Genomic DNA, 19,693 nt, shown 5'->3' with positions numbered 1-19,693 from the left:
CGGCCCGCTCCCCCACCCGGCCACCCAGAGAATACACTGTCGTTGGGTGGCCGGGTGGGGGAGCGGGCCGGTGCCGCCCAACAACGCTGGGGAACAGGGGCGGCCGTGGTGCCGCCCCTTTTTTGTTCAGTCGACCGGGACGCCGGGGTGCGACTTCGACGTGCGGATGGTCAGCGACGTGCGGACATGCGCGACGTTGGGCGCAGTGGTCAGCCGGGTCGTGAGGAACTGCTGGAACCCCGCCAGGTCGCGCGCGACGATCTTGAGGATGAAGTCGATATCGCCGTTGAGCATATAGCATTCGCGAATCTCGGGGATCGCGGCGACATGCGCCTCGAACGCTTCGAGATCGGATTCGGCCTGGCTCTTGAGGCTGACCATCGCGAAGACGGTGATCGAATAGCCCAGCCAATTGGGGTCGAGATCGGCATGATAGCCGCGGATCGCACCTTTTTCTTCCAGCGCGCGGACGCGGCGCAGGCATGGCGGGGCGGTTAAACCGACGCGATCGGCCAGCTCGACATTGGTCATGCGCCCATCATCCTGCAGATGCGCCATGATTTGCCGGTCGATATCGTCGAAAGCCATTGATGATTCCCCTGCGCCACATGATTCGGTCGCATTGTGCGAGTTAGACATAATATAATTACTGGCAAGCGCAATTGTCCCACTATGCGACGGCACGCTTTCGGGACGAATTCTCCTGTTTCCACGGGGGCTTCGGGCGGGTTAAGGAATCCTTACCGGCCGATTTTCCGGCCCGACTGGGCAGACCGTTTTTTGCGTTACGACGACACCCTGGAAACCGTGCTGGCCGGCGATGTTTCGACATCATTCGGCAAGGCATCGGCGTGGCGTCAGATCGTCGACCTGATCGGCCGGCGTCGGGTAGCGGCGGATGCGCGCGCGTTCAACCTGCTTCGGCGGATTCGCGACGAGGTGCCGATCGGCGTCCGCGCGGCGAGCGCCCGCGCGCTGGAGCATGCCAATCCACCCGCGCCGTTGGTCGCATTGTGCGTGCTCGACGAGATTTCGGTGGCGGCCCCGCTGCTGCGTTCGGCGCGGCTGGCGTCGGGCGAGTGGATCGAACTGCTGCCGCGCATGTCGTCGGCGGCGCGATCGGTGCTGCGCGGACGCCGTGACCTTCCGCCGGGGATCGAGCGGGCGCTGGAGGCGTTCGGGCCGGTCGATTTCGTTGTAGCGGGTGCGGTCGCGGAGGATGTTCAGCCGGTCGCTGCCGAGGCGGAGGTGCTGGAGGCGCCGGTTTCCGACGCGGCTCCGGTTGTGATCGAGGAGGCTCCTGCGCTGGAGCAAGTCGAGCCGATGCCGGTCGAAGCGGTCGACGAAGTGCCTGTCATGGCTGACCCTGAGTTGGTTGAGCCGGTCGAGCTCGCCCATGCCGATACGCCCGCGCTCGTCGCGCTTCGGGTGATCCGGGAGGATGAGGAGGCCGAGCCGATTGCGATCGGGGAAGCGGATTCGGTGCTGGATGCGGTGGCGAAGGTCGAATCGCGGATCCGCATGCGACTGCGTCCGGTGCTCGATCCGGTCGTGCTGCCGGCGGTGGAAGTTGAGCCTGCGCCGGTCGCCGTTGAGCCTGAGCTTGAGACCGAGCTTGAACCTGAGCAGGAAGCCGAGCCCAGCGCGGTGCCCGCCAACATCTCGCCCTTCGTGTCGCTGGCAACGGCGGCGCTCGGCATTCCGGTGGTCGCGCGGGCGCTTGGGGCAGGTCAGGACCAGGACAGCCTCGCCACGGCCCAAAGCGGGACCGATGCCGAACGGTCCGTCGCATTGCCCCTTGCCGCGGAGTCGGACGACGGGCAGGCGTCGGACATGGATGATTCCTTCATTCTGGGTAATTCGGAAGCCGATGCGGCCGGACCGGACGATGCGGTCGCCGAGCCCGCTGGCCCGTTCGAGATTGCCGAGGTCGTCGCGCGGATCGACGCCTTCTACACGCTGCAGCAGGAGCGCGCTGCGCATACGCCGATGCCGGTGCGCGTCGATGGCTTCCGCTTCGAAACCGACGAGCAGGGCGTAATCCGCTGGGTCGAGGGCGTGTCGCGTGCGCCGCTGATCGGCCTGTCGCTCGAACTCAATGCATCGAGCGGAGCATCGCGCGCCGATGGCGTGGCGGCCGGAGCGCTGCGCCAGCGTGCGGTGTTCAGCGACGCGCGGCTGATGGTGGTCGGCGAATCGGATGCTGCCGGGGAATGGCGGATTTCGGGTGCGCCCGCGTTCGACCGCGCGACCGGACGCTTCTCGGGCTATCGTGGCACCGCGCGTCGGCCACGGCGTGAAGAGAGCGCGGTGGTGACCACGCCGCCGCCGCCGAACCCGGCTGCGGATTCGCTGCGGCAGCTGATGCATGAGCTGCGCACGCCGACCAATGCGATAGCGGGCTTTGCCGAGATGATTGAGCGCGAGATGCTGGGTGACGCGCCGCCGGTCTATCGCGAGCGTGCCGGGACGATCCGCATGCACGCGCGCGCGCTGCTCGCCGCGATCGACGATTTGGACATTGCGGCGCGGATCGACGCTTCGGCGCTGAAGCTCGCATCGAGCGAAGTGACGTTGCGTCCGTTGCTCTCGCGGATCGCCGACGATCTGGCCGCGCTGGCCGAGATGCGGGGTGCGTGGATTTCGCTGCCGATCGATGATCCGGTGGTGCGCGGCGATGCGCGCGCGATCGAGCGGATGATGGCGCGTCTCCTGGCGACGCTGTTGTCCGCCGCGCGTGACGGCGAGCGGGTCGGGGTGCAGGTGAGCGAGGACGCCGGCCGGGTCGCGATCGCGTTTGACCGGCCCGAAGCGCTCGCCGCCTACACCGGCGATACGCTGTTCGACCTGGATGACGAGCATGAGGATACGGCGCTGCTCGGCACCGGCTTTGCGCTGCGGCTAGTCCGCAACATCGCGCGCGAGTTGGGCGGGTCGCTGGCCATCACGCCCGAAGCGGTGACGGTCGACCTACCCGCGATGGTAACCAAGTCTTTGGAACAGGCGCGCTAAACCAGCGCCTGTGAATAGCGCAGCGCAACCCCAGCCCGAACCGGGCGGCTATCGGCCGTCTGCACCGCCAGCCGATGCCGCCGTGCAGTGGCCGGACAGCTTCGGCACGCGCTTTGCGGTGTTCGTCGATACCGAGGAAGAATTCGACTGGTCGCAGCCGCTGGCGCGCGAGAATCGGGGGACGCGGGCGATGGACGCCTTGCCCGGCATCCATGCGCTGTTCGCCGATCATGGCGTCCCGGCGACCTATATGATCGACGATCCGATCGTGCGCTGTGCGCGGTCGGTAGACATTCTCAAGGCGCTGATGGCCGATGGCGGATCGGCGATTGGATCGCAGCTGCACCCATGGGTCAACCCGCCGCATGACGAAGTGGTGAGCCCGCGCAACAGCTTCCTCGGCAACCTTCCGCGCGATCTGCAGGTGGCGAAAATCGCGGCGCTGACCGACGGGATTGCCGACGCATTCGGGCGGCGGCCGGTGATGATGCGGACCGGGCGCTATGGCCTTGGGCCCGACACGCTCGGCCTGCTCGCGGCGGCGGACTATCGTGTCGATACCTCGATGCGCTCGGGCTATAGCTATGCCGCAGAGGGCGGTCCGGACTATCGCGCGATCCCCAACCATGCCTTTGCGACGGGAGAGGGCAATCTGATCGAGATCCCGCTGACCACCGTTTACACCGGGGCACTGCGGCGCGGCGGGATCGCGTTGCATGAGGCGCTGGGCCGAGTGCCGCGTGGGCGGGGCATCGCCTCGCGGCTGAAACTGTCGTCGCGCGTCGCGCTGACGCCTGAAGACATGCCGATCGACCTGGCGCTCGACGCGATTCGGGTGGCGGCCGATTCGGACGTGCGGCTGCTGATGTTCTCCTATCATTCGCCGTCCGCAGCGCCGGGCTTTACGCCCTATGTCCGCGACGCGGGCGAGCTGGCCGGGTTTCGCCGCTGGTGGGAGCGGGCGTTCGCGCTGCTCGACCGGCTCGGCATCGCGCCCGCGTCGCACGACCAGATACTCGCAGCGCTTGCCGGAGCGGCGGATCGCCCTTAATCGGCGGGTCGCGCTGGCGGGGCCTGTAGCTCAATTGGTTAGAGCTGGCCGCTCATAACGGCTAGGTTGCGGGTTCAAGTCCTGCCGGGCCCACCAGCGCATTGCCTTTATGCTCAGACCTGTATAGGCGACCCCCTCGCGTCGGGGAGTGGCGCAGTCTGGTAGCGCGCCTGCTTTGGGAGCAGGATGTCGCAGGTTCGAATCCTGTCTCCCCGACCATTACCGTTTTCGCAGGGTGTTCCAAGGCCCCTCAAAGCGTCCCAAGCGCCCCTCTGATATCTAATAAAAACAAGAGCTTAGCGTCTCTCTGGGTCCCAGGGGCTGGACTTGCAGCCCATGCAACTTTTAGCCAGTTTCTTGGTATCGATCACGCTGTACCAAGCGAAGTACCAAGAACGGTACCAAGGTGCAGGATGCGCTGGAGTACCCGAGATGCTGACAGATATCGCACTCAAAGCCCTCAAGCCTGGCCCCAAGCCCTATAAGCGCTCTGATGGTGGCGGGCTGTTCATTTTCGTCAAACCCAACGGAGGCAAATTCTGGAGCCTCGGTTGCACCGTCAACGGCAAGCAGAAATTCTTCTCGGGCGGGTCATACCCCACCGTCAGCTTGCGCCAGGCCCGCGATTGGCGTGCCGCGATCAAGGCTCAGCTCCTTCTTGGCCTCGAGCCGAATGCGCGCCCCAAGCCCCCGAAACAGCGTCGTGCGCTGTCTCCCGATGAACCGCCGCCCGACAGTTTCGAGGCTGTGGCAATGGAGTGGTACGAAACGCGGCTTCTCAGCTGGTCACCGCGCTACGCCGGCGTGCTCATGCGCCGGATGAAAGCCGACATATTCCCGATCATCGGACGCCAACCCATCGAGACCATTACGCCGCGCCAGATGCTGGAGGCCCTCAGAGCTATCGAGAAGCGCGGTTCGATCGAGATGGCGCATCGCGTCAAGAATCACTGCAGCGAAGTGTTTCGGTACGCGATCCCGGATGGACGGTGCCAAAGCGACCCGTGTCGCGATCTGGCGCCAGCTATGGCGAAGCCGAAGCCCAAGCAGCATCGCGCCAAGGTGGCGAGCAAGGACTTGCCGGACTTCTTCGTGCAGCTGAACGTTGATGGTGGCGACCGCATGAGTCATCTCGCGCTCCGCTGGACGATCCTCACGATGGTGCGATCGCAGGAAACCCGGTTCGCCGAATGGTCGGAATTCGAGGGCCTTGATACTGAGGAACCGATGTGGCGCATCCCGCCCGAGCGCATGAAGATGCGTTCAGAGCACCTCGTGCCCCTCCCTCGCCAGGCGGTGAAGATGCTCGACGAGATTCGTCGAGCCAACGTCTACCTCGCGGCGGGCAACATGAAGTTCGGGCGCTTCCTGTTTCCGGTGCCGACATCGAAGACGGGCACGATCAGCGAAAACCGAATGCTCGACATCATGTATCGGATCGGTCTGCGCGGCAAAGCCACTGTGCACGGCTTTAGAGGGTTGGCCAGCACTGTGCTCAACGAGAGCGGGCTGTTCGAGCCCGACTGGATTGAGAATCAGCTGGCGCATACCCCGAGGGGTGTCCGTGCGGCCTACAATTCTGCGCGCTATCTCAGCCACCGCCGCAAGATGATGGAATGGTGGGCTGACTATCTCGATGCGGCTGAGACAAGAAGCATGAACGCGAAGGTCTAGGGTTCCAGCCTGCGCAGCCGGCCTCGATTGAAGTGTCGCCCCGGGCTATCCTTCCCGTACCACGCCCCTGCGGATGAGGCGCTCGATCTGCTCCTCGTCGAGCCCACACTCTTGCAGCACCTGACGGCTATCTGCGCCGAGCGCGCGCGGTGGCTTGTCGAGGGACGGCGCAACCCCATTGTACACCACGGGCTGGGGCAGGGCGCGGGCAATCCCTTCGGGATAGTGTTCTGGCACGTCGAAAAAGCCGATTTCGGCCAGATGCGGATCGGTCAGCAGGTCGTCCAGTTCTGCGATCCGTGAACAGGGCACGTCGCGCGCCTCCAGCGCCGCGATCCATGCATCGGTGGTCCGCGCGGGCAGCGTCTCGGCGACTAGTGCATACAGTGTGTCGACATGCGCAGGGCGCTGCGCCGAGTCGGCGAACCAGTCTTGTGCAATCACGTCGTCTCGCCCGACCTCGGTCAGGAAGGCGCGCCATTGGCGGTCCGTATAGGGGAGCACCGCGATCCATCCGTCGGCGGTGCGGAACGGGCGGCGATTGGGGGACAGGATGCGCGGGTAGCCGACCGTGCCGTCCGCTTCGAAGGTCGCCGCAGCGAGATGTTCGTTGAGCAGAAAGGCTGCCAGTGCCTCGAACATCGGCACCTCGACCTGGATCGGTCCCTCGCGCCCGTTTCCCCGCGCAACGAGCGCGGCGAGGATGCCATAGACCGCGTGCAGTGCGGCCACCTTGTCTGCCAATATGGTCGGCACGAAGCGCGGGTCGCCCCCCGTCACGGTGCCCAGCCCTGCAATGCCGCTCGCCGCCTGGATAATGTCATCGAACGCGGGGCGATTGCGATAGCGGCCGCGCTGGCCAAAGCCGATCGCCGCGCAATGGATGATGCGCGGGTTGATCGCGGCGACCGCTTCGAAGCTCAGTTCCAACCGCTCCGCCGCATCTACCCGCATATTGTGGAAGACCACGTCGGCGGTCTCGATCAGTCTGGCCAGCGCAGCGCGCCCGTCTGCCGATTTGAGGTCGAGCGCGAGCATCTTCTTGTTGCGATTGTTGTTGACGAACAGCGCCCCGCCACTCGGCCCCGTGGGATGGGCATGGCGCGCGATATCACCCTCCAGCGGTTCGACCTTGATCACCTCGGCGCCCAGGTCCGCAAGAATCTGGCCCGCATAGGGCCCGAGCACCACCGCGCCCACTTCGATCACCCGGATACCCTCGAGCAGTGGCAGCATTTACCCGTCTCCCTCTCTTGACTTCAATTTCTATACAGGGACAAATAAGTCCACAAATAGAAATTATGGAGTCGGGATGTTCGACGGGTTTCGCTTCGACAGGCTGTTCATCGGCGGTGAGTGGGTTGCGCCGATCGACGGCGGGGTGCGGCCGAGCATTGATCCGGCGACCGGCGAGCCGTGGGGCGATGTCGCCTGGGGCGGCGCGGCGGACATCGATCGCGCGGTGGCTGCGGCGAAGGCTGCGTTCACCGGGCCATGGCGCCGGATGCCGCCGTGGGAGCGCGCGGCGCTGTTGCGCAAGTTCGCCGATCTCTACGCAACGCAGGTCGACGCGCTGGCGCAGATCGAGACGCGCGACAATGGCCGTGCGGTGCGCGAATCGCGCGGCGATATCGGGCTGCACGCGCACTATTATCACTGGTTCGCCTCGCTCGCCGACAAGCTTGGCGGGCGGACCATTCCGATGGACGACAGCGTGCATGCCTTCACCACCCGGCATCCGGTCGGAGTGGTGGGCGCGATCACGCCCTGGAACGTGCCGATGATGGCGGCAGCATGGAAGCTGGGGCCTGCGCTGGCAGCGGGCTGCACCGTCGTGCTGAAGCCTGCGGAATCCACCCCCGCGTCCTCGCTCGCGTTGGCAAAGCTGTTCGAGGCGGCAGGGTTCCCGCCTGGCGTGGTCAATGTCGTTCCTGGCGATGGCACCGTCGCGGGCGCGCACCTGGTCGCGCATCCCGATGTCGCCAAGATCAGCTTCACCGGCGAGGGATCGACCGCCAAGACGATCCTCAAGGCGGGCGCCGATACGCTCACCCGCTGCACCTTCGAGCTTGGCGGCAAGGCGCCGCACATCATCTTCGCCGACGCGGATTTGGAGAACGCGCTTAACGCCGCGACCGGCTCAGCCTGGGCATTATGCGGGCAAAGCTGCGCGCTCGGCAGCCGCGTGCTGGTCGAGCGCCCGGTCTATACTCAGGTCGTCGAGGCGTTTCGCGAGCGCGCCGGGCGGGTGCGGGTCGGCATGCCGCTCGACCCCGCCACGCATATGGGTCCGCAGGCGCATGCGCAGCAGCTCGACAAGACTTTATCCTATGTCGGCATCGGACGGGCCGAAGGCGCGCAACTGGTCACCGGCGGCAACCGCATCGATCGCGACGGGCTGGCGGGTGGCTATTTCGTCGAGCCGACCGTCTTTGCCGATGTGCGCGCCGACATGCGGATCGCGCAGGAGGAAATCTTCGGCCCCGTCGCCGCAATCATCCCGTTTGATGGCGAGGATGAGGCAGTGAGAATCGCCAACTCCACCCCCTATGGCCTGGCCGCCGGCCTGTGGTCGTCAGACACCGGGCGCGCGCATCGCGTGGCAGCGCGGATTGAGGCCGGCATGGTCTGGGTCAACACCTATCGCTACATCCGCTGGTCCACCCCCTATGGCGGGGTGAAGCAAAGCGGGTGGGGCCGCGAGAACGGCATCGAGGGGCTCGACCCGTTTCTCGAAACCAAGACCACGATCATCTCCACCACCGGGAAATTCCCCGATCCTTTCGCAAGCTGAGGACCCAGTACATGCGCCTGAACGGCAAGCTCGCCATCGTCACCGCCGCAGCATCCGGCATGGGCCGCGCAGGCGTCGAGCGCTTTGTGCGCGAGGGCGCACGGGTCGCCGCGATCGACATTAGTGCGGAGGCGCTTGAGGGCGTCGTCGCCGAATTCGGCGCGGACAAGGTGACCGGCATTCCCGCCGACCTGCTCGATCCCGAACAGGCAAAGGGCAGCATCCACGCCGCCGCGCAATGGCTGGGTGGTGCCGACATCCTGTGGGCGCATGCCGGCATGCCCGGCCCGGCATCGGTCGAGACTCTCGACCTCGATGCCTATCGCCGCGCGATCGATCTCAACGTCACTGCGGCCGCGCTCGGTGCAGGGCAGGTCGCGCAATATATGCGAGCGCGCGGCGGCGGCTCGATCATCTTCACTGCGTCGGTCTCGGGGCTGGTCGGGTCGATGATGAGTCCGATCTATTCCGCCGCGAAATGGGGCGTGGTGGGGCTGACCAAGAGCCTCGCGCTCGCGCTTGCCGCCGACGGCATCCGCGTCAATGTGGTGTGCCCCGGCCTTGCCGACACGCCGATGAAGACCGGTTTTACCGGGCGTAGCGGCGATCCCGCCGAGGCCGCGGCGAACGAGGCGAAGCTGATCGCCAATGTGCCGATGGGACGGCTGGTGCAGGCGGGCGAGATCGCCGACGCAGCGCTGTGGCTGGCGTCGGACGAGGCGAGCTTCGTCACCGGCGTCGCATTGCCGGTTGATGGCGGCTTCACGGCGCGTTGACAGTGGGCGGCGGGGGCGAGACATCAGGCTATGACCACCGTCCGCCAAGCCGCCAACGCGCTCGAGATTCTGGAGTATTTCGCACGCCGTCTGAAGCCGGCCACCCCGGCGGAGATGGCGGACGATCTTGGCTGGCCGCGCTCGAGCACGTTCAAGCTGATCGGCACGCTTGCCGGCATGGGCTATCTCTACGAACCGCGGACCCGCGGCGGCTATTATCCCAGCCCGCGCTGGCTGACGCTGGCGCAGGCGGTGACCGATGCCGAGCCTTTGCCCGAGCAATTCCACTCGCTGGCCCGCGATCTGATGGAGGCGACCGGCGAGACGGCAGCGATCTCGGCCCCGGCGGGCATCTTCGCGACCTTTGTCGATGTGGCGGAATCGCGCCAGCCCGTGCGCTATTTCGCGCGGGTCGGCGATCGGGTGCCGATCCACGCCACCTCGGCAGGCCGCGCGCTGTTGTCGCAAATGCCGCGCGCGGAGCGGGAGAAGCTGTACCGCAAGATCGACTTCGTCGCCTATGCGCCGACGACTCCAGCCAGCCCGGAAGCGGTCGAGGCGCGACTGGCCGAGGCGCAGGCGATGGGCTGGCACCAGAGCAACACCGAATATACCCCGGACTTGGCGGGCATCGCGATGCCGCTGCCCGGCGAGGAGCGGTTGCTGTCGGTGGTGGTGGTAGGCCCGGTTTCGCGCTGCCTGGATCGGCGCGCCGAGATGGCTGCGGTGGTCGCGGATCGGCTGAAGCGGCTGAAGTAGATCAATTCCTCCCCGGCACGGGGAGGGGGACCGCCCAGGGCGGTGAAGGGGCCACCGCGCAAACGACGGTGTTCCTTGCCGGCCGTACCGCTGCCCGCGCGGCCGCCCCTGCGTCATCGCTTGGCGATGGCACTTCCCCTGCGGGGCAGGGGAGGAATGAACGCATAACGGCACGCGCGAACGCGTCTTTCAGGAGAGCGACATGACCCTCGATCCTCGCGCGGCGATCGCCGCCGCGCCAATGCACTGGCGCCAGGTCGCCGTGGTCGCCCTGTGCATCGCGCTCAACGCGCTCGACGGGTTCGATGTGCTGGCGATCAGCTTTGCCGCGCCCGGCATCGCGGCGGAATGGGGGATCGATCGGGCGACATTGGGCGTGGTGTTGTCGATGGAGTTGCTCGGGATGGCGGCGGGATCGGTCGTGATTGGCAATGTCGCCGATCGGATCGGGCGGCGGCCGACCATCCTGGGCTGTCTGATCGTGATGGCCGCGGGCATGCTGGCCGCCGCATTCGCGCGCGACGTGATGATGTTGTCGGTCATCCGTTTCGTCACCGGCATCGGTATTGGCGGGATGCTGTCGTCGACCAGCGCGATGGTCGCAGAATTCTCCAACGACAAACGGCGCGGACTCAACGTCGCGCTCAACATCGCCGGGTATTCGACCGGTGCGATCCTCGGCGGGCTGGTCGCCTCCGCGCTGCTCGCCTCGACCGGTGACTGGCGATCGGTGTTCATGCTGGGCGCGGTGGCGAGCACCGTCGCCATCCCGCTCGCCATCTTCACGCTGCCGGAGTCGATCGAATCGCTGGTCGCGCGGCGACCGGCCGGTGCGCTGGAGGCCGTTAACCGGACGCTGGGCCGCCTTGGCCACGCACGGGTCGAGGCCCTGCCGCCGCCGCCCGCACAGCGCGTCAAACCGTCGATCGGATCGCTGTTCTCGCGCAGCTATGCCGGGGTCACGATCCTGCTGACGGTCGCCTACTTCGCGCAGATCCTGTTTTTCTACTACATCCAGAAATGGATCCCGAAGATCGTCGTGGATCTCGGTTTCGACGCGGCGCAGGCGGGCGGGGTGCTGGTCTGGGCCAATGTCGGCAACCTGACCGGCGCGGTTGTCATCGGCCTTGCCAGCCAGCGGTTCGAACTGCGCCCGCTGGTCGCCGGTTCGATGCTCGTCGGCTTCGTCGCGATCGGCGCGTTCGGGCTGGCGGGCGCGGACCTCATGCGCCTGTCGCTGACTGCCGCGATCGCCGCCTTCTTCATCAATGCCGGCGTCGTCGGCCTCTACCCGATCTTGGCGCAGACCTACCCGGCGGCGTTGCGCGCGAGCGGCACCGGCTTCGTTATCGGGGTCGGGCGCGGAGGATCTGCACTCGGCCCGGTGGTGGCCGGCGCGCTGTTCGCGGGCGGGAGCAGCCTGCTCGTCGTATCGCTGACCATGGGGCTTGGCGGGCTGATCGCAGCAATGATGGTACTGCTGCTCCCCTGGGCACAGCGCCGCGCGAAGACCTAAAGGCTGCTCAGCAACAGGCTGGTCTCGCTGTTCAGCACGCCCTCGATTTGCCGCACCTCTCGCAGGATGCGATCGAAGTCGCCGATCCCCGCAGCCTCGATCTCCGCGACCATGTCCCACCCGCCATTGGTGGTGTGCAGCGCGATCAACTCGGGAAATCCGCGCAGCCGCCGGATAATCTGACTGGTCGATCGCCCCTCGATCTCGATCATCATGATCGCGCGGATGCTGTTGCGGTCGTGCCGCGCACGGATTGTGAAGCCCAGCACCGCGCCGCTGTCCAGCAGCCGGTCGAGCCGCGCCTGCGCCGTGGTGCGCGAAACCTTCAGGACTGCGGCGAGGCGGGTGATCGGCATCCGCGCGTCCTCGCGCAACGCGGCAATCAGTCGGCGGTCGAGGTCGTCGAGTTCGTACATCGCTGCGACCTAGCACGACCGCTGTACAAATTGCCCGACTGCGCCGGGTAACTTGCCCAGAAACATGGGTGAGGTTGCGCAGCATGCGTCTGTCGCGTCCGCACGGCCCCGCTTTAGCTTGTCCAGGACAAACAGGGAGGCAGGCATGGTCGAGTTCGTTGGGGTCCGTCAGGTGGCGCGCATCGTGGAACAGGTCGGGATCGAAACCGTCCTGACCCGCATGGCGGGATATCTCGAGTCCGACTTCACGCGATGGGAGGAATTCGAGCGCACCCCGCGTCTTGCCAGCCACAGCCCGGGCGGCGTGATCGAGCTGATGCCGACGCAGGACGACGCGCTTTACGCCTTCAAATATGTGAACGGTCATCCGCGCAATTTTGAAAAAGGATTGCAGACGGTCGTGGCGATCGGCCTGATGGCAGATGTCGCGACGGGCTATCCGTTGTTCCTGTCCGAAATGACGATCCTTACCGCGCTGCGCACCGCCGCCATGTCCGCGCTCGCAGCCCGGCATCTGGCGCGCGAGGACGCGCGGACCATGGCGATCGTCGGCCTTGGCGCGCAGTCGGAATTTCAGGCGATGGCGTTCCATGCCCTGCTCGGCATCGACCGGCTCCGCGTCCACGACGTCTATCCTGCTGCGACCGCCAAGTTCATGCGCAACATGGCCGGGCGGGGCATACGCGTCGAAGCTTGCGACGATGCGAGCAGCGCGGTGATGGGCGCGGACATCATCACTACCGTGACTGCGGACAAGGCGCATGCGACGATCGTCTCGCCCAACATGGTCGGTGCGGGCGTCCATCTGAACGCGGTCGGCGGCGATTGCCCCGGCAAGACCGAATTGCACCGCGACATCCTCGAGCGCGCCAGCGTCTTTGTTGAACTGCCCGAACAGACGCGGATCGAGGGGGAGATTCAGCAGATGCCCGCCGATTTCCCGGTCACCGAAATCTGGCGCGTGATCGCGGGCCAGGCCCCGGGGCGGACGCGCCAGGATGAGATCACCCTGTTCGACTCGGTCGGCTTTGCGATCGAGGATTTCGCCGCGCTCCGCCTGTTTCGTGATCTCGCGCGCGAAACCGGCATCTTCGAAGTGCTCGACCTCATCACCGCGCCGACCGACGCGCGCGACCTGTTCGGACTGGTCGCGGCTCCAGTGGCGCAGGCGCGCGCCGCCTGACCCGCGCCAGCGGGTAAGGGCTGCGCAAAAACGGGTGACAGGCTGGACGCACGGGCCACGCCACGCTGGAACAGAGAGATGACAATGCGGATTGAAACAGCAAACGAGATCGCCCGGCTGGACGGGCATGGCCAGGCCGAACTGGTGCGAACGGGGCAAATCGCGCTCGACGCGCCGGTCGAGGCAGCGATCACCCGCATCGAGGCGGTGAACGGCCCGATCAATGCGATCGCCGCGCGCGCGTTTGACCATGGCCGCGCCGCTGCCGCGCGGATCGACCCGACCGTGCCGATGGCGGGCGTTCCCTATCTGCTCAAAGCCTCGCTCGAATATCCCGGTTTTCCATGCGAGGCCGGGTCGCGCGCGAAACAGGGGGAGGTCGCGACCCGCGCCTTCCCGCTCGTCCGCGCGCTCGATGCGGCAGGGCTGATTCCGGTCGGCATGTCGACCATGCCCGAATTCGGCCTCAACGCCAGTTGCGAAGGTTCGCTGTACGGCCCGACCGCAAACCCGTGGGATCTGAGCCGCAGTTCGGGCGGATCGAGCAGCGGCGCGGCGGCAGCGGTGGCGGCAGGGCTCGTGCCTTTTGCCACCGCCAGCGACGCAGGCGGGTCAATCCGGATCCCCGCTGCCAATTGCGGGATCGTCGGCTTCAAGCCCAGCCGTGGCTGGAACGTCCGCGCGCGTGCGCACAATCTGGTGGATGACATTCTGTGTTCAGACGGCCTGTATGGACGCTCGATGCGCGATACGATCTGGGCTGCCCGCCTGTTGCGTCCGGCGGACAAGGCGGTGGACGACGCCTCGCGCCCGGGCCTTCGCATTGCGCTCGATCTCACCGGTCTCGACGGCGCAGGGCCTTCGCCCGATGTTGCCGACGCGGTACATCGCGCAGCGGCGCTGTGCGAGACGCTCGGTCACCAAGTCGAACCGGCGCAGCAGCCGATCGACCGCGCCGCATTGCGCGCGGGATTCACGACCTTGTGGGATTATCTGGGCGGCGAGATCGTCGATCATTATGGCGCCCGCGCGACCGAGGTCCTGGAGCCCTGGACGCTTGGCCTCGCCGAGCGTCGCGGTACGGTCACGCCCGAGCGGCTTGCCGAGGCGCTGGCGCAGATCGACCGCGCCAGCCGCGCGCTGGCGGCTTTCCACGCCAGCTACGACGTCGTCCTGTCGCCGGTGACCGCGACGGTCGCCACCCCGCTCGGCGAGCTTGCGCCGACCCGGCCAACCGACGCGCTGTTCGACGCGCTGTTCGGCTTCGTCAACTATACGCCGCTCCACAACATGACCGGTGCCCCCAGTATTTCGCTCCCTCTTGGCCACAACGACGATGGCCTCCCGGTAGGCGTGATGGTCTCCGCCGACCTTGGGGGCGATGATCTGCTGCTGGCGCTGGGCCGGGAGCTTGAGGTCGCCGCGCCTTGGGGTGATCGCTGGCCGTCGATCGCCTTTCCGGGCTGATTACCCGGAAGGTTGTCGCCTTACCCGGAACCGGGGTTTGCCGATCCATGCGCGTTCACCCTAGCCTGTCGCAATCGACATATCGGGCTGGAGGATGAAGCGATGATCAGACGGGTTGCGATGATGGGTCTGTGCGCGGCTGCAGGCATGCTGACGCCCGCTGCTGCACACGCGCAGACGGCGCCGGCAGCAGCGGGCTATACCATGCCGTTCACCGCAACGTGGGACATGCGCGCCCAGCATGGCGCGACCTATCGCATCTTCGTGTCCTATCCCGAGGGGGAGGCGCCCGAGGGCGGCTTTCCCGTCCTCTATGTAGTCGACGGCAACGCGCTGTTCGCCAGCTTCGCCGAAACCCGCCGGATGATCGGGTGGACCAAGGGGCAGGAGATGATCGTGGTCGGTGTCGGCTATCCGACCGATCAGGCCTATGACGTGCGCCGGATCGACGATTTCACCGGGGCGCCGACCACCTCGCTGGCCTACGCCAAATACGCCAAGGAGAAGAATGGCGGCTGGGACCGGTTTCTTGACTTCCTGACCGGCGAGCTGCGGACCGAGATCGGCAAGCGCTACAAGACCAACCCCGCGCGTCAGTCGCTGTTCGGCCACTCGCTCGGCGGCCTGTTCGCCGCGCACACGCTGTTTACTCGGCCGCAAGCCTTTCACGCGATCATCGCCGCCAGCCCGTCGCTGTTCTGGCACGAAGCGCTGACGCTGCGTGAGGAGCGCGAATTTGTCGCACGGCTGCAGGCAGGGAAGGGCGGGCAGGTCGCACGGCTGCTCGTCGTCTCGGGCGAGCGCGAGGAGGCGATCCTTGAGCGTTGGGACGCGGAGACATTCGCCAGGCGGATGGAGCCGCTCTCCGCGCAAGGCCTGCGCGTCCAGTCGATCGTCTACAAGGACGAAGGTCATATGACCGTCCCCGCGCGTGCTGTCACCGACACACTGCGCTTCGCGCTAACCTGGCCTTAGGCGATCGCTACGCCAAATGATAAGGGCCACCCCGGCGTCGTGCCGGGGTGGCCCTATGTATTTAGAGGGATTGCCGATGGGGCTGGGCGACTTACTTTCCTGCCGCCTCCAGCGCCCCATAGACTGCTTTCCCCTTGAACAGCGTTACCAGCACCTTGGTCTTGCCGATCTCATGCGTGGGGATCTTGAACAGGTCGCGGTCAAGGACGATCAGGTCGGCATTCTTGCCCGGCGTGATCGACCCGGTCACCTTGTCGAAGCCGTTGACATAGGCGACGTTGAGCGTGTGGCTTTCGATCGCCTGCTCGAGCGTGACCCCCTCTTCGGCGATCAGTGGGCGGGCAGCGGGGTCGCCGGCGGTGCGGCGGGTCATCGCGACCTCCAGCCCCTCCAGCGGGTTGGCCGTGGCCACTGGCCAATCGGCACCATAAGCCAGTTTGCCGCCCATGCGCACGATGCTCCCGGCGGGGTAGATGTGCTTCATCCGCTCCTTGCCGATCGCCTGTTCGGTCAGCTCCATATAGGGGTACCAGGACGACCAGGTCGGCTGGAACTGCGCAAAGGTATCGAGCTTGCCGAAGCGCGGCTGGTCCGCCGGATCGACCACGTTCAGATGCGTCACCATGTGATGGGTCGGCTTCTTGCCGTTCGCGGTGCGGGCCGCCTCGATTGCGTCGAGCGAGATGCGCACGCCATTGTCGCCGATCGCGTGGAGGAACGCGTGCATGCCGCGTGAATCGACTGCGCTCACCGCTTGTTTCAGCGTCTCGGGTGACACTTGTGCGCTGCCATGTTCATGGCTGTGTTCATAGGGGGAGATCATGTACGCGGTTTTTTGCGGGATCACGCCGTCGACATAGAATTTGACCGTATGCGTCGGCACGCCCAGCGCGTTGCCCCGCGCCGCGGCCTTGAGCAGGCCGGGCAGCTGCTCCATTCCCTTGTCGTTCTTCCAGGTCAGCGACACGGTAACGTAGCTGGTCAGCTCGCCCGCGTCGCGAACCGCCTTGTACGCGTCGATCATCGCGCTGCTGCCGTCCTCTTCCCAGGCCACCCCGGCGTCGTTCCAGCTGACGATGCCGAGGCTGTTGAAGAGTTTGGCGGTGTATTTGACCGAGTCCTGGATGTTCTTGTCGGTCACCGGCGGGATCAGGGCCTGCATCAGGCGCTGAGCGGATTCCTGCAATCCACCGATCGGCTCGCCCGTCGCGGGATCGCGGTCGATGCTGCCGTTGACCGGATCGGGGGTATCTTTGGTGATGCCCGCCAGTTCCAGCGCCTTTGAATTGACCCAGTTGGTGTGTCCGCCCACGGAATCGAAAATCAGCGGGCGATCGGTCGAGACGGCATCCAGATATTTCTTGTGGGGAACGCCATTGGGCGGGAACAGCGAATCCTCCCAGCCCGCGCCGTAGATGGTGCCGGTACCGGGATTGTCGGCGATGCACTTGCGGATGATCGCCTGATAATCCTCGATCGACTTGCCATTGTGCAGCGAGCAGCGCGTGAACGACAATGCCCCGAACAAGGGGTGGGCGTGCGCGTCGCCGAATGCCGGCATGATCAGCCGCCCGCCCAGGTCGACCACGCGAGTGGTGCTTCCCTTCAGCCGTTCGACCGTCGCCCTGGTCCCGACCGCGACGATCTTGCCATCGCGGATCGCCACCGCCTCCGCCCAGGGCCGTGCCGTGTCGACCGTGTAGACGCGCGCATTGGTGATGATCGTGTCCGCCGGGGCGCGGTCTTGCCCCGCAAACGCCGCTCCGGTCGCGCCGGATGCGAGCAACAGGCCAAGGGTCAGCCGGGCGGTCAGGGTGGCGGCGGTTGGCATCATCGTCCTTCCGGTAAGCAGAAAGGGGCCGGGAACCGCATCATGGCCCCGGCCCGGATTGTTGGTTGTCAGAACTTGCGGCGCAGCGACGCCAGCACGGTGCGGTCCTTGCCGAGATAGCAATACCCCTCCTGCACCGTCGGCGAGCTGTCATAGCTGCAATTGGTGTAGACCCGCTCGTTGCTCAGGTTCGCGGCGTTTACCGACAGCGACCATTTGCCGTAGCTGAGTTCGGCCATCGCATCGAACAGCGTCACCGGATCGATCGTGTAGAGCTGATCGAAGCTGACCTTGTCGCTCTGGTAACGCACGCCGCCGCCGATCTTCGCGCGCAGATCGCCGCCCAGATCGAAGCTCTTGGTCGCCCACGCCGATGCCTGATGCTCGGGCAGATTCTCGCGCCGGTCACCGCGCTGTCGGCCATCGACCACCAGATACTCTGCACGGATGTAGCTGTACGATGCGGTCAGGTCGAACGCGCCGGGCAGCTTGATCTTCGCTTCCGCCTCGATCCCGCGCGACCGCGTCGATCCGCCCTGGATGAAGTTCTGAAGCTCATCCGGGTCAGCGATCAGGACGTTGTTTTCCTCGATGTCATACGCAGCAATGCTCAGCAGCATGCGCGAATTGGGCTGAAACTTGATGCCTGCTTCATACTGCCGCCCGGTGCGCGGGACATAGGCGACGCCGAAGAAGTTCGACCCGAACACCGGCAGGAAGGATTCCGAATAGTTGAAGTAAGGCGACACGCCCTTCACGATATCGCCGATGATCCCGGCGCGGAACGTCCACGCCTCGTTGTCGGGGTTCTGGAACCCGTTGACGTTCGACTTCACCTTGTCGTGGCGCGCGCCGAATACTAGGGAGACGCGGTCCCATGCGCGGATCTGTTCCTGCGCGTAAAAGCCGAGCTGGGTATTCTTGGTATCGGTCATCCAGCCCACACCGGTGGCAAAGGGCACGCCATACACCGGGTTGTAGAGGTTGAGGCCGGGCGCCGCGCCGAAGCCTTCCTCCTTGTCCTCGCGGAACTCGGTATAGTCGAAGCCGGCGAGGATCTGATGCTCGAGCGGGCCGGTGCTGAAGCTCAGCACGACATTGTTATCGCTGCTGAGGCCCGAATATTTGGCGCGGTTCAGATACCAGGCGCGGTTGGCGACCGTCCGCCCGGCATCGGCATAGGCGCCGCCGAACCCGGTATAGCCGAACACCTCCTGATAGTCCGTATCCTGCTCGAATGCGCGGGTGCGGCTGTTGAGCGCGAGCGCGTCGCTGAAGCGGTGCGAGATCAGCATCGTCAGCGCATAATGGTCGGCAAAAGTGTGGTTGAAGTCCGGCTCGCCGAGATAGAAGTCGTCGGAGATTTTGGTCGCGCCGCTGCCGTCGATGGTCTTGCTGGTCGGCAGATAGGTCTGGCTGCCCAGCTTGTCGCGCTGATACAGGCCGATAAAGGTCACTTCGGTGTCGGCGCCGGGCCGCAGCGTGACCGACGGCATCACGACGATGCGGTCGTTCTTCTGCCCCTTTTGTTGCAGGTCGGCGTCGCGGACCAGGCCAACGAGGCGCGCGGACACGCCATCGGCCAGCGGGCCGGTGACGTCGAGCTGAAGCTGCTTATAGTCGTCGGTGCCGCCCATCACCCCGATCTCGCCGCCGAACGTCGTCTGCGGCTTTTTGCTGATCGAATTGAGGATGCCGCCCGCACCGCCGCCGCCATACAGCGTCGACGCCGGGCCGCGCACGAGCTCCGCGCTCTCGACCGTGAAGATCTCGATCCGTCCGCCATAGATGAAGCCGGGCATGCGGTTCAGACCGTCGAGATACTGCTCGGCCCCGGTGCCGCGCACCGCCAGGAAATCGCCGCGCGTGTCGACGCCGTTCAGCTCGCTGCTGGCGCCTGCACTATAGCGGATGATGTCCTGCAGGTTCACCGCTGCACGATCATTGAACTCCTGGGCGGAGATGATGCTGATCGATTGCGGGACTTCGGTGAGTTCCGTGTCGGTCTTGGTGCCGCTCTGCGCGCGCGTGCCGATGACCGTCACGTCATCCTCGGTCTCGCCAGCGTCCTGCGCCGCGGCGAGGCCGGGCAGGGCAATCGCGCAACAGGCCGTAAGCAGGGCGATCCGGCGCATTGCGCGGGTGCCGGCCTTGGTCTGAACTTCGTGGTGCTTCCTCATTGTCTGAACCCTTCCCCGAGCATGTGTATTGGTCGGCGGCCCCGTTTCTGTCCGGTGGC

Annotated in this window: 15 protein-coding genes and 2 tRNA genes; 12 read left to right on the top strand and 5 right to left on the bottom strand. The window is 65.9% G+C overall.

Features of this window, described 5'->3' with window-relative positions; genetic code table 11:
• Positions 1 to 126: 126 nt before the first annotated feature.
• Positions 127 to 588: an Lrp/AsnC family transcriptional regulator gene (locus tag K9B35_RS19815; protein WP_224923734.1), complete on the bottom strand. Its 462-nt coding sequence runs from the start codon at positions 586 to 588 to the stop codon at positions 127 to 129.
• A gap of 192 nt (positions 589 to 780) precedes the next feature.
• Here K9B35_RS19815 and K9B35_RS19810 point away from each other — a divergent pair, with 192 nt between their 5' ends.
• The 5 genes from K9B35_RS19810 (at position 781) to K9B35_RS19790 (ending at position 5,737) form a co-directional block, all read left to right on the top strand.
• A complete protein-coding gene (locus K9B35_RS19810) occupies positions 781 to 3,012 on the top strand; it encodes a sensor histidine kinase (RefSeq protein WP_224923733.1) in 2,232 nt (743 codons plus the stop codon).
• A 10-nt stretch (positions 3,013 to 3,022) separates the two neighbouring features.
• On the top strand, positions 3,023 to 4,063 hold the full coding sequence (locus tag K9B35_RS19805; protein WP_224923732.1) for a WalW protein: 1,041 nt from the start codon (positions 3,023 to 3,025) through the stop codon (positions 4,061 to 4,063).
• Between the two features lie 19 nt (positions 4,064 to 4,082).
• Positions 4,083 to 4,159 (top strand) — tRNA-Ile (locus K9B35_RS19800).
• A 46-nt stretch (positions 4,160 to 4,205) separates the two neighbouring features.
• A tRNA-Pro gene (locus K9B35_RS19795) sits at positions 4,206 to 4,282 on the top strand.
• A gap of 213 nt (positions 4,283 to 4,495) precedes the next feature.
• Positions 4,496 to 5,737 carry a tyrosine-type recombinase/integrase gene (locus K9B35_RS19790; protein ID WP_224923731.1) on the top strand — a complete coding sequence of 414 codons (1,242 nt, stop codon included), beginning with the start codon at positions 4,496 to 4,498 and terminating at the stop codon, positions 5,735 to 5,737.
• A gap of 45 nt (positions 5,738 to 5,782) precedes the next feature.
• Here K9B35_RS19790 and K9B35_RS19785 read toward each other — a convergent pair whose 3' ends face one another.
• Positions 5,783 to 6,973, bottom strand: coding sequence for a CaiB/BaiF CoA transferase family protein (locus tag K9B35_RS19785; RefSeq protein WP_224923730.1), 1,191 nt, complete (start codon positions 6,971 to 6,973; stop codon positions 5,783 to 5,785).
• A gap of 76 nt (positions 6,974 to 7,049) precedes the next feature.
• On the opposite strand from K9B35_RS19785, the gene K9B35_RS19780 reads away from it, so the two are divergent.
• From K9B35_RS19780 to K9B35_RS19765, 4 genes are all read left to right on the top strand, one after another.
• Positions 7,050 to 8,531, top strand: coding sequence for an aldehyde dehydrogenase (locus K9B35_RS19780; RefSeq protein ID WP_224923729.1), 1,482 nt, complete (start codon positions 7,050 to 7,052; stop codon positions 8,529 to 8,531).
• A gap of 11 nt (positions 8,532 to 8,542) precedes the next feature.
• On the top strand, positions 8,543 to 9,307 hold the full coding sequence (locus K9B35_RS19775) for an SDR family NAD(P)-dependent oxidoreductase (RefSeq protein WP_224923728.1): 765 nt from the start codon (positions 8,543 to 8,545) through the stop codon (positions 9,305 to 9,307).
• A gap of 30 nt (positions 9,308 to 9,337) precedes the next feature.
• Complete coding sequence (locus tag K9B35_RS19770; protein ID WP_224923727.1) at positions 9,338 to 10,066, top strand: IclR family transcriptional regulator; 729 nt, start codon at positions 9,338 to 9,340, stop codon at positions 10,064 to 10,066.
• A gap of 202 nt (positions 10,067 to 10,268) precedes the next feature.
• Complete coding sequence (locus tag K9B35_RS19765; RefSeq protein ID WP_224923726.1) at positions 10,269 to 11,582, top strand: MFS transporter; 1,314 nt, start codon at positions 10,269 to 10,271, stop codon at positions 11,580 to 11,582.
• Here K9B35_RS19765 and K9B35_RS19760 read toward each other — a convergent pair.
• On the bottom strand, positions 11,579 to 11,998 hold the full coding sequence (locus K9B35_RS19760) for an Lrp/AsnC family transcriptional regulator (RefSeq protein ID WP_224923725.1): 420 nt from the start codon (positions 11,996 to 11,998) through the stop codon (positions 11,579 to 11,581). The two genes, K9B35_RS19765 and K9B35_RS19760, sit on opposite strands and share 4 nt — an antisense overlap.
• Before the next feature lie 145 nt (positions 11,999 to 12,143).
• Here K9B35_RS19760 and K9B35_RS19755 point away from each other — a divergent pair, with 145 nt between their 5' ends.
• From K9B35_RS19755 to K9B35_RS19745, 3 genes are all read left to right on the top strand, one after another.
• Positions 12,144 to 13,181 carry an ornithine cyclodeaminase gene (locus K9B35_RS19755; protein ID WP_263622776.1) on the top strand — a complete coding sequence of 346 codons (1,038 nt, stop codon included), beginning with the start codon at positions 12,144 to 12,146 and terminating at the stop codon, positions 13,179 to 13,181.
• Between the two features lie 78 nt (positions 13,182 to 13,259).
• Positions 13,260 to 14,648, top strand: a complete 1,389-nt coding sequence (locus tag K9B35_RS19750) for an amidase family protein (protein ID WP_318245992.1) — start codon at positions 13,260 to 13,262, stop codon at positions 14,646 to 14,648.
• A gap of 102 nt (positions 14,649 to 14,750) precedes the next feature.
• On the top strand, positions 14,751 to 15,623 hold the full coding sequence (locus K9B35_RS19745) for an alpha/beta hydrolase (protein WP_224923723.1): 873 nt from the start codon (positions 14,751 to 14,753) through the stop codon (positions 15,621 to 15,623).
• A gap of 91 nt (positions 15,624 to 15,714) precedes the next feature.
• On the opposite strand, the gene K9B35_RS19740 is transcribed toward K9B35_RS19745, so the two are convergent.
• Complete coding sequence (locus K9B35_RS19740; protein ID WP_224923722.1) at positions 15,715 to 17,454, bottom strand: amidohydrolase; 1,740 nt, start codon at positions 17,452 to 17,454, stop codon at positions 15,715 to 15,717.
• Positions 17,455 to 17,522: 68 nt separating this feature from the next.
• The gene (locus K9B35_RS19735) at positions 17,523 to 19,634 is read right to left on the bottom strand and encodes a TonB-dependent siderophore receptor (RefSeq protein ID WP_224923721.1); all 2,112 of its coding nucleotides are present in this window, start codon (positions 19,632 to 19,634) and stop codon (positions 17,523 to 17,525) included.
• Positions 19,635 to 19,693: the final 59 nt, after the last annotated feature.

Source organism: Sphingomonas sp. R647 (assembly GCF_020177055.1).
Taxonomy (GTDB): Bacteria; Pseudomonadota; Alphaproteobacteria; order Sphingomonadales; family Sphingomonadaceae; genus Sphingomonas.
This window is presented reverse-complemented; position numbering and strand designations above follow the sequence as displayed.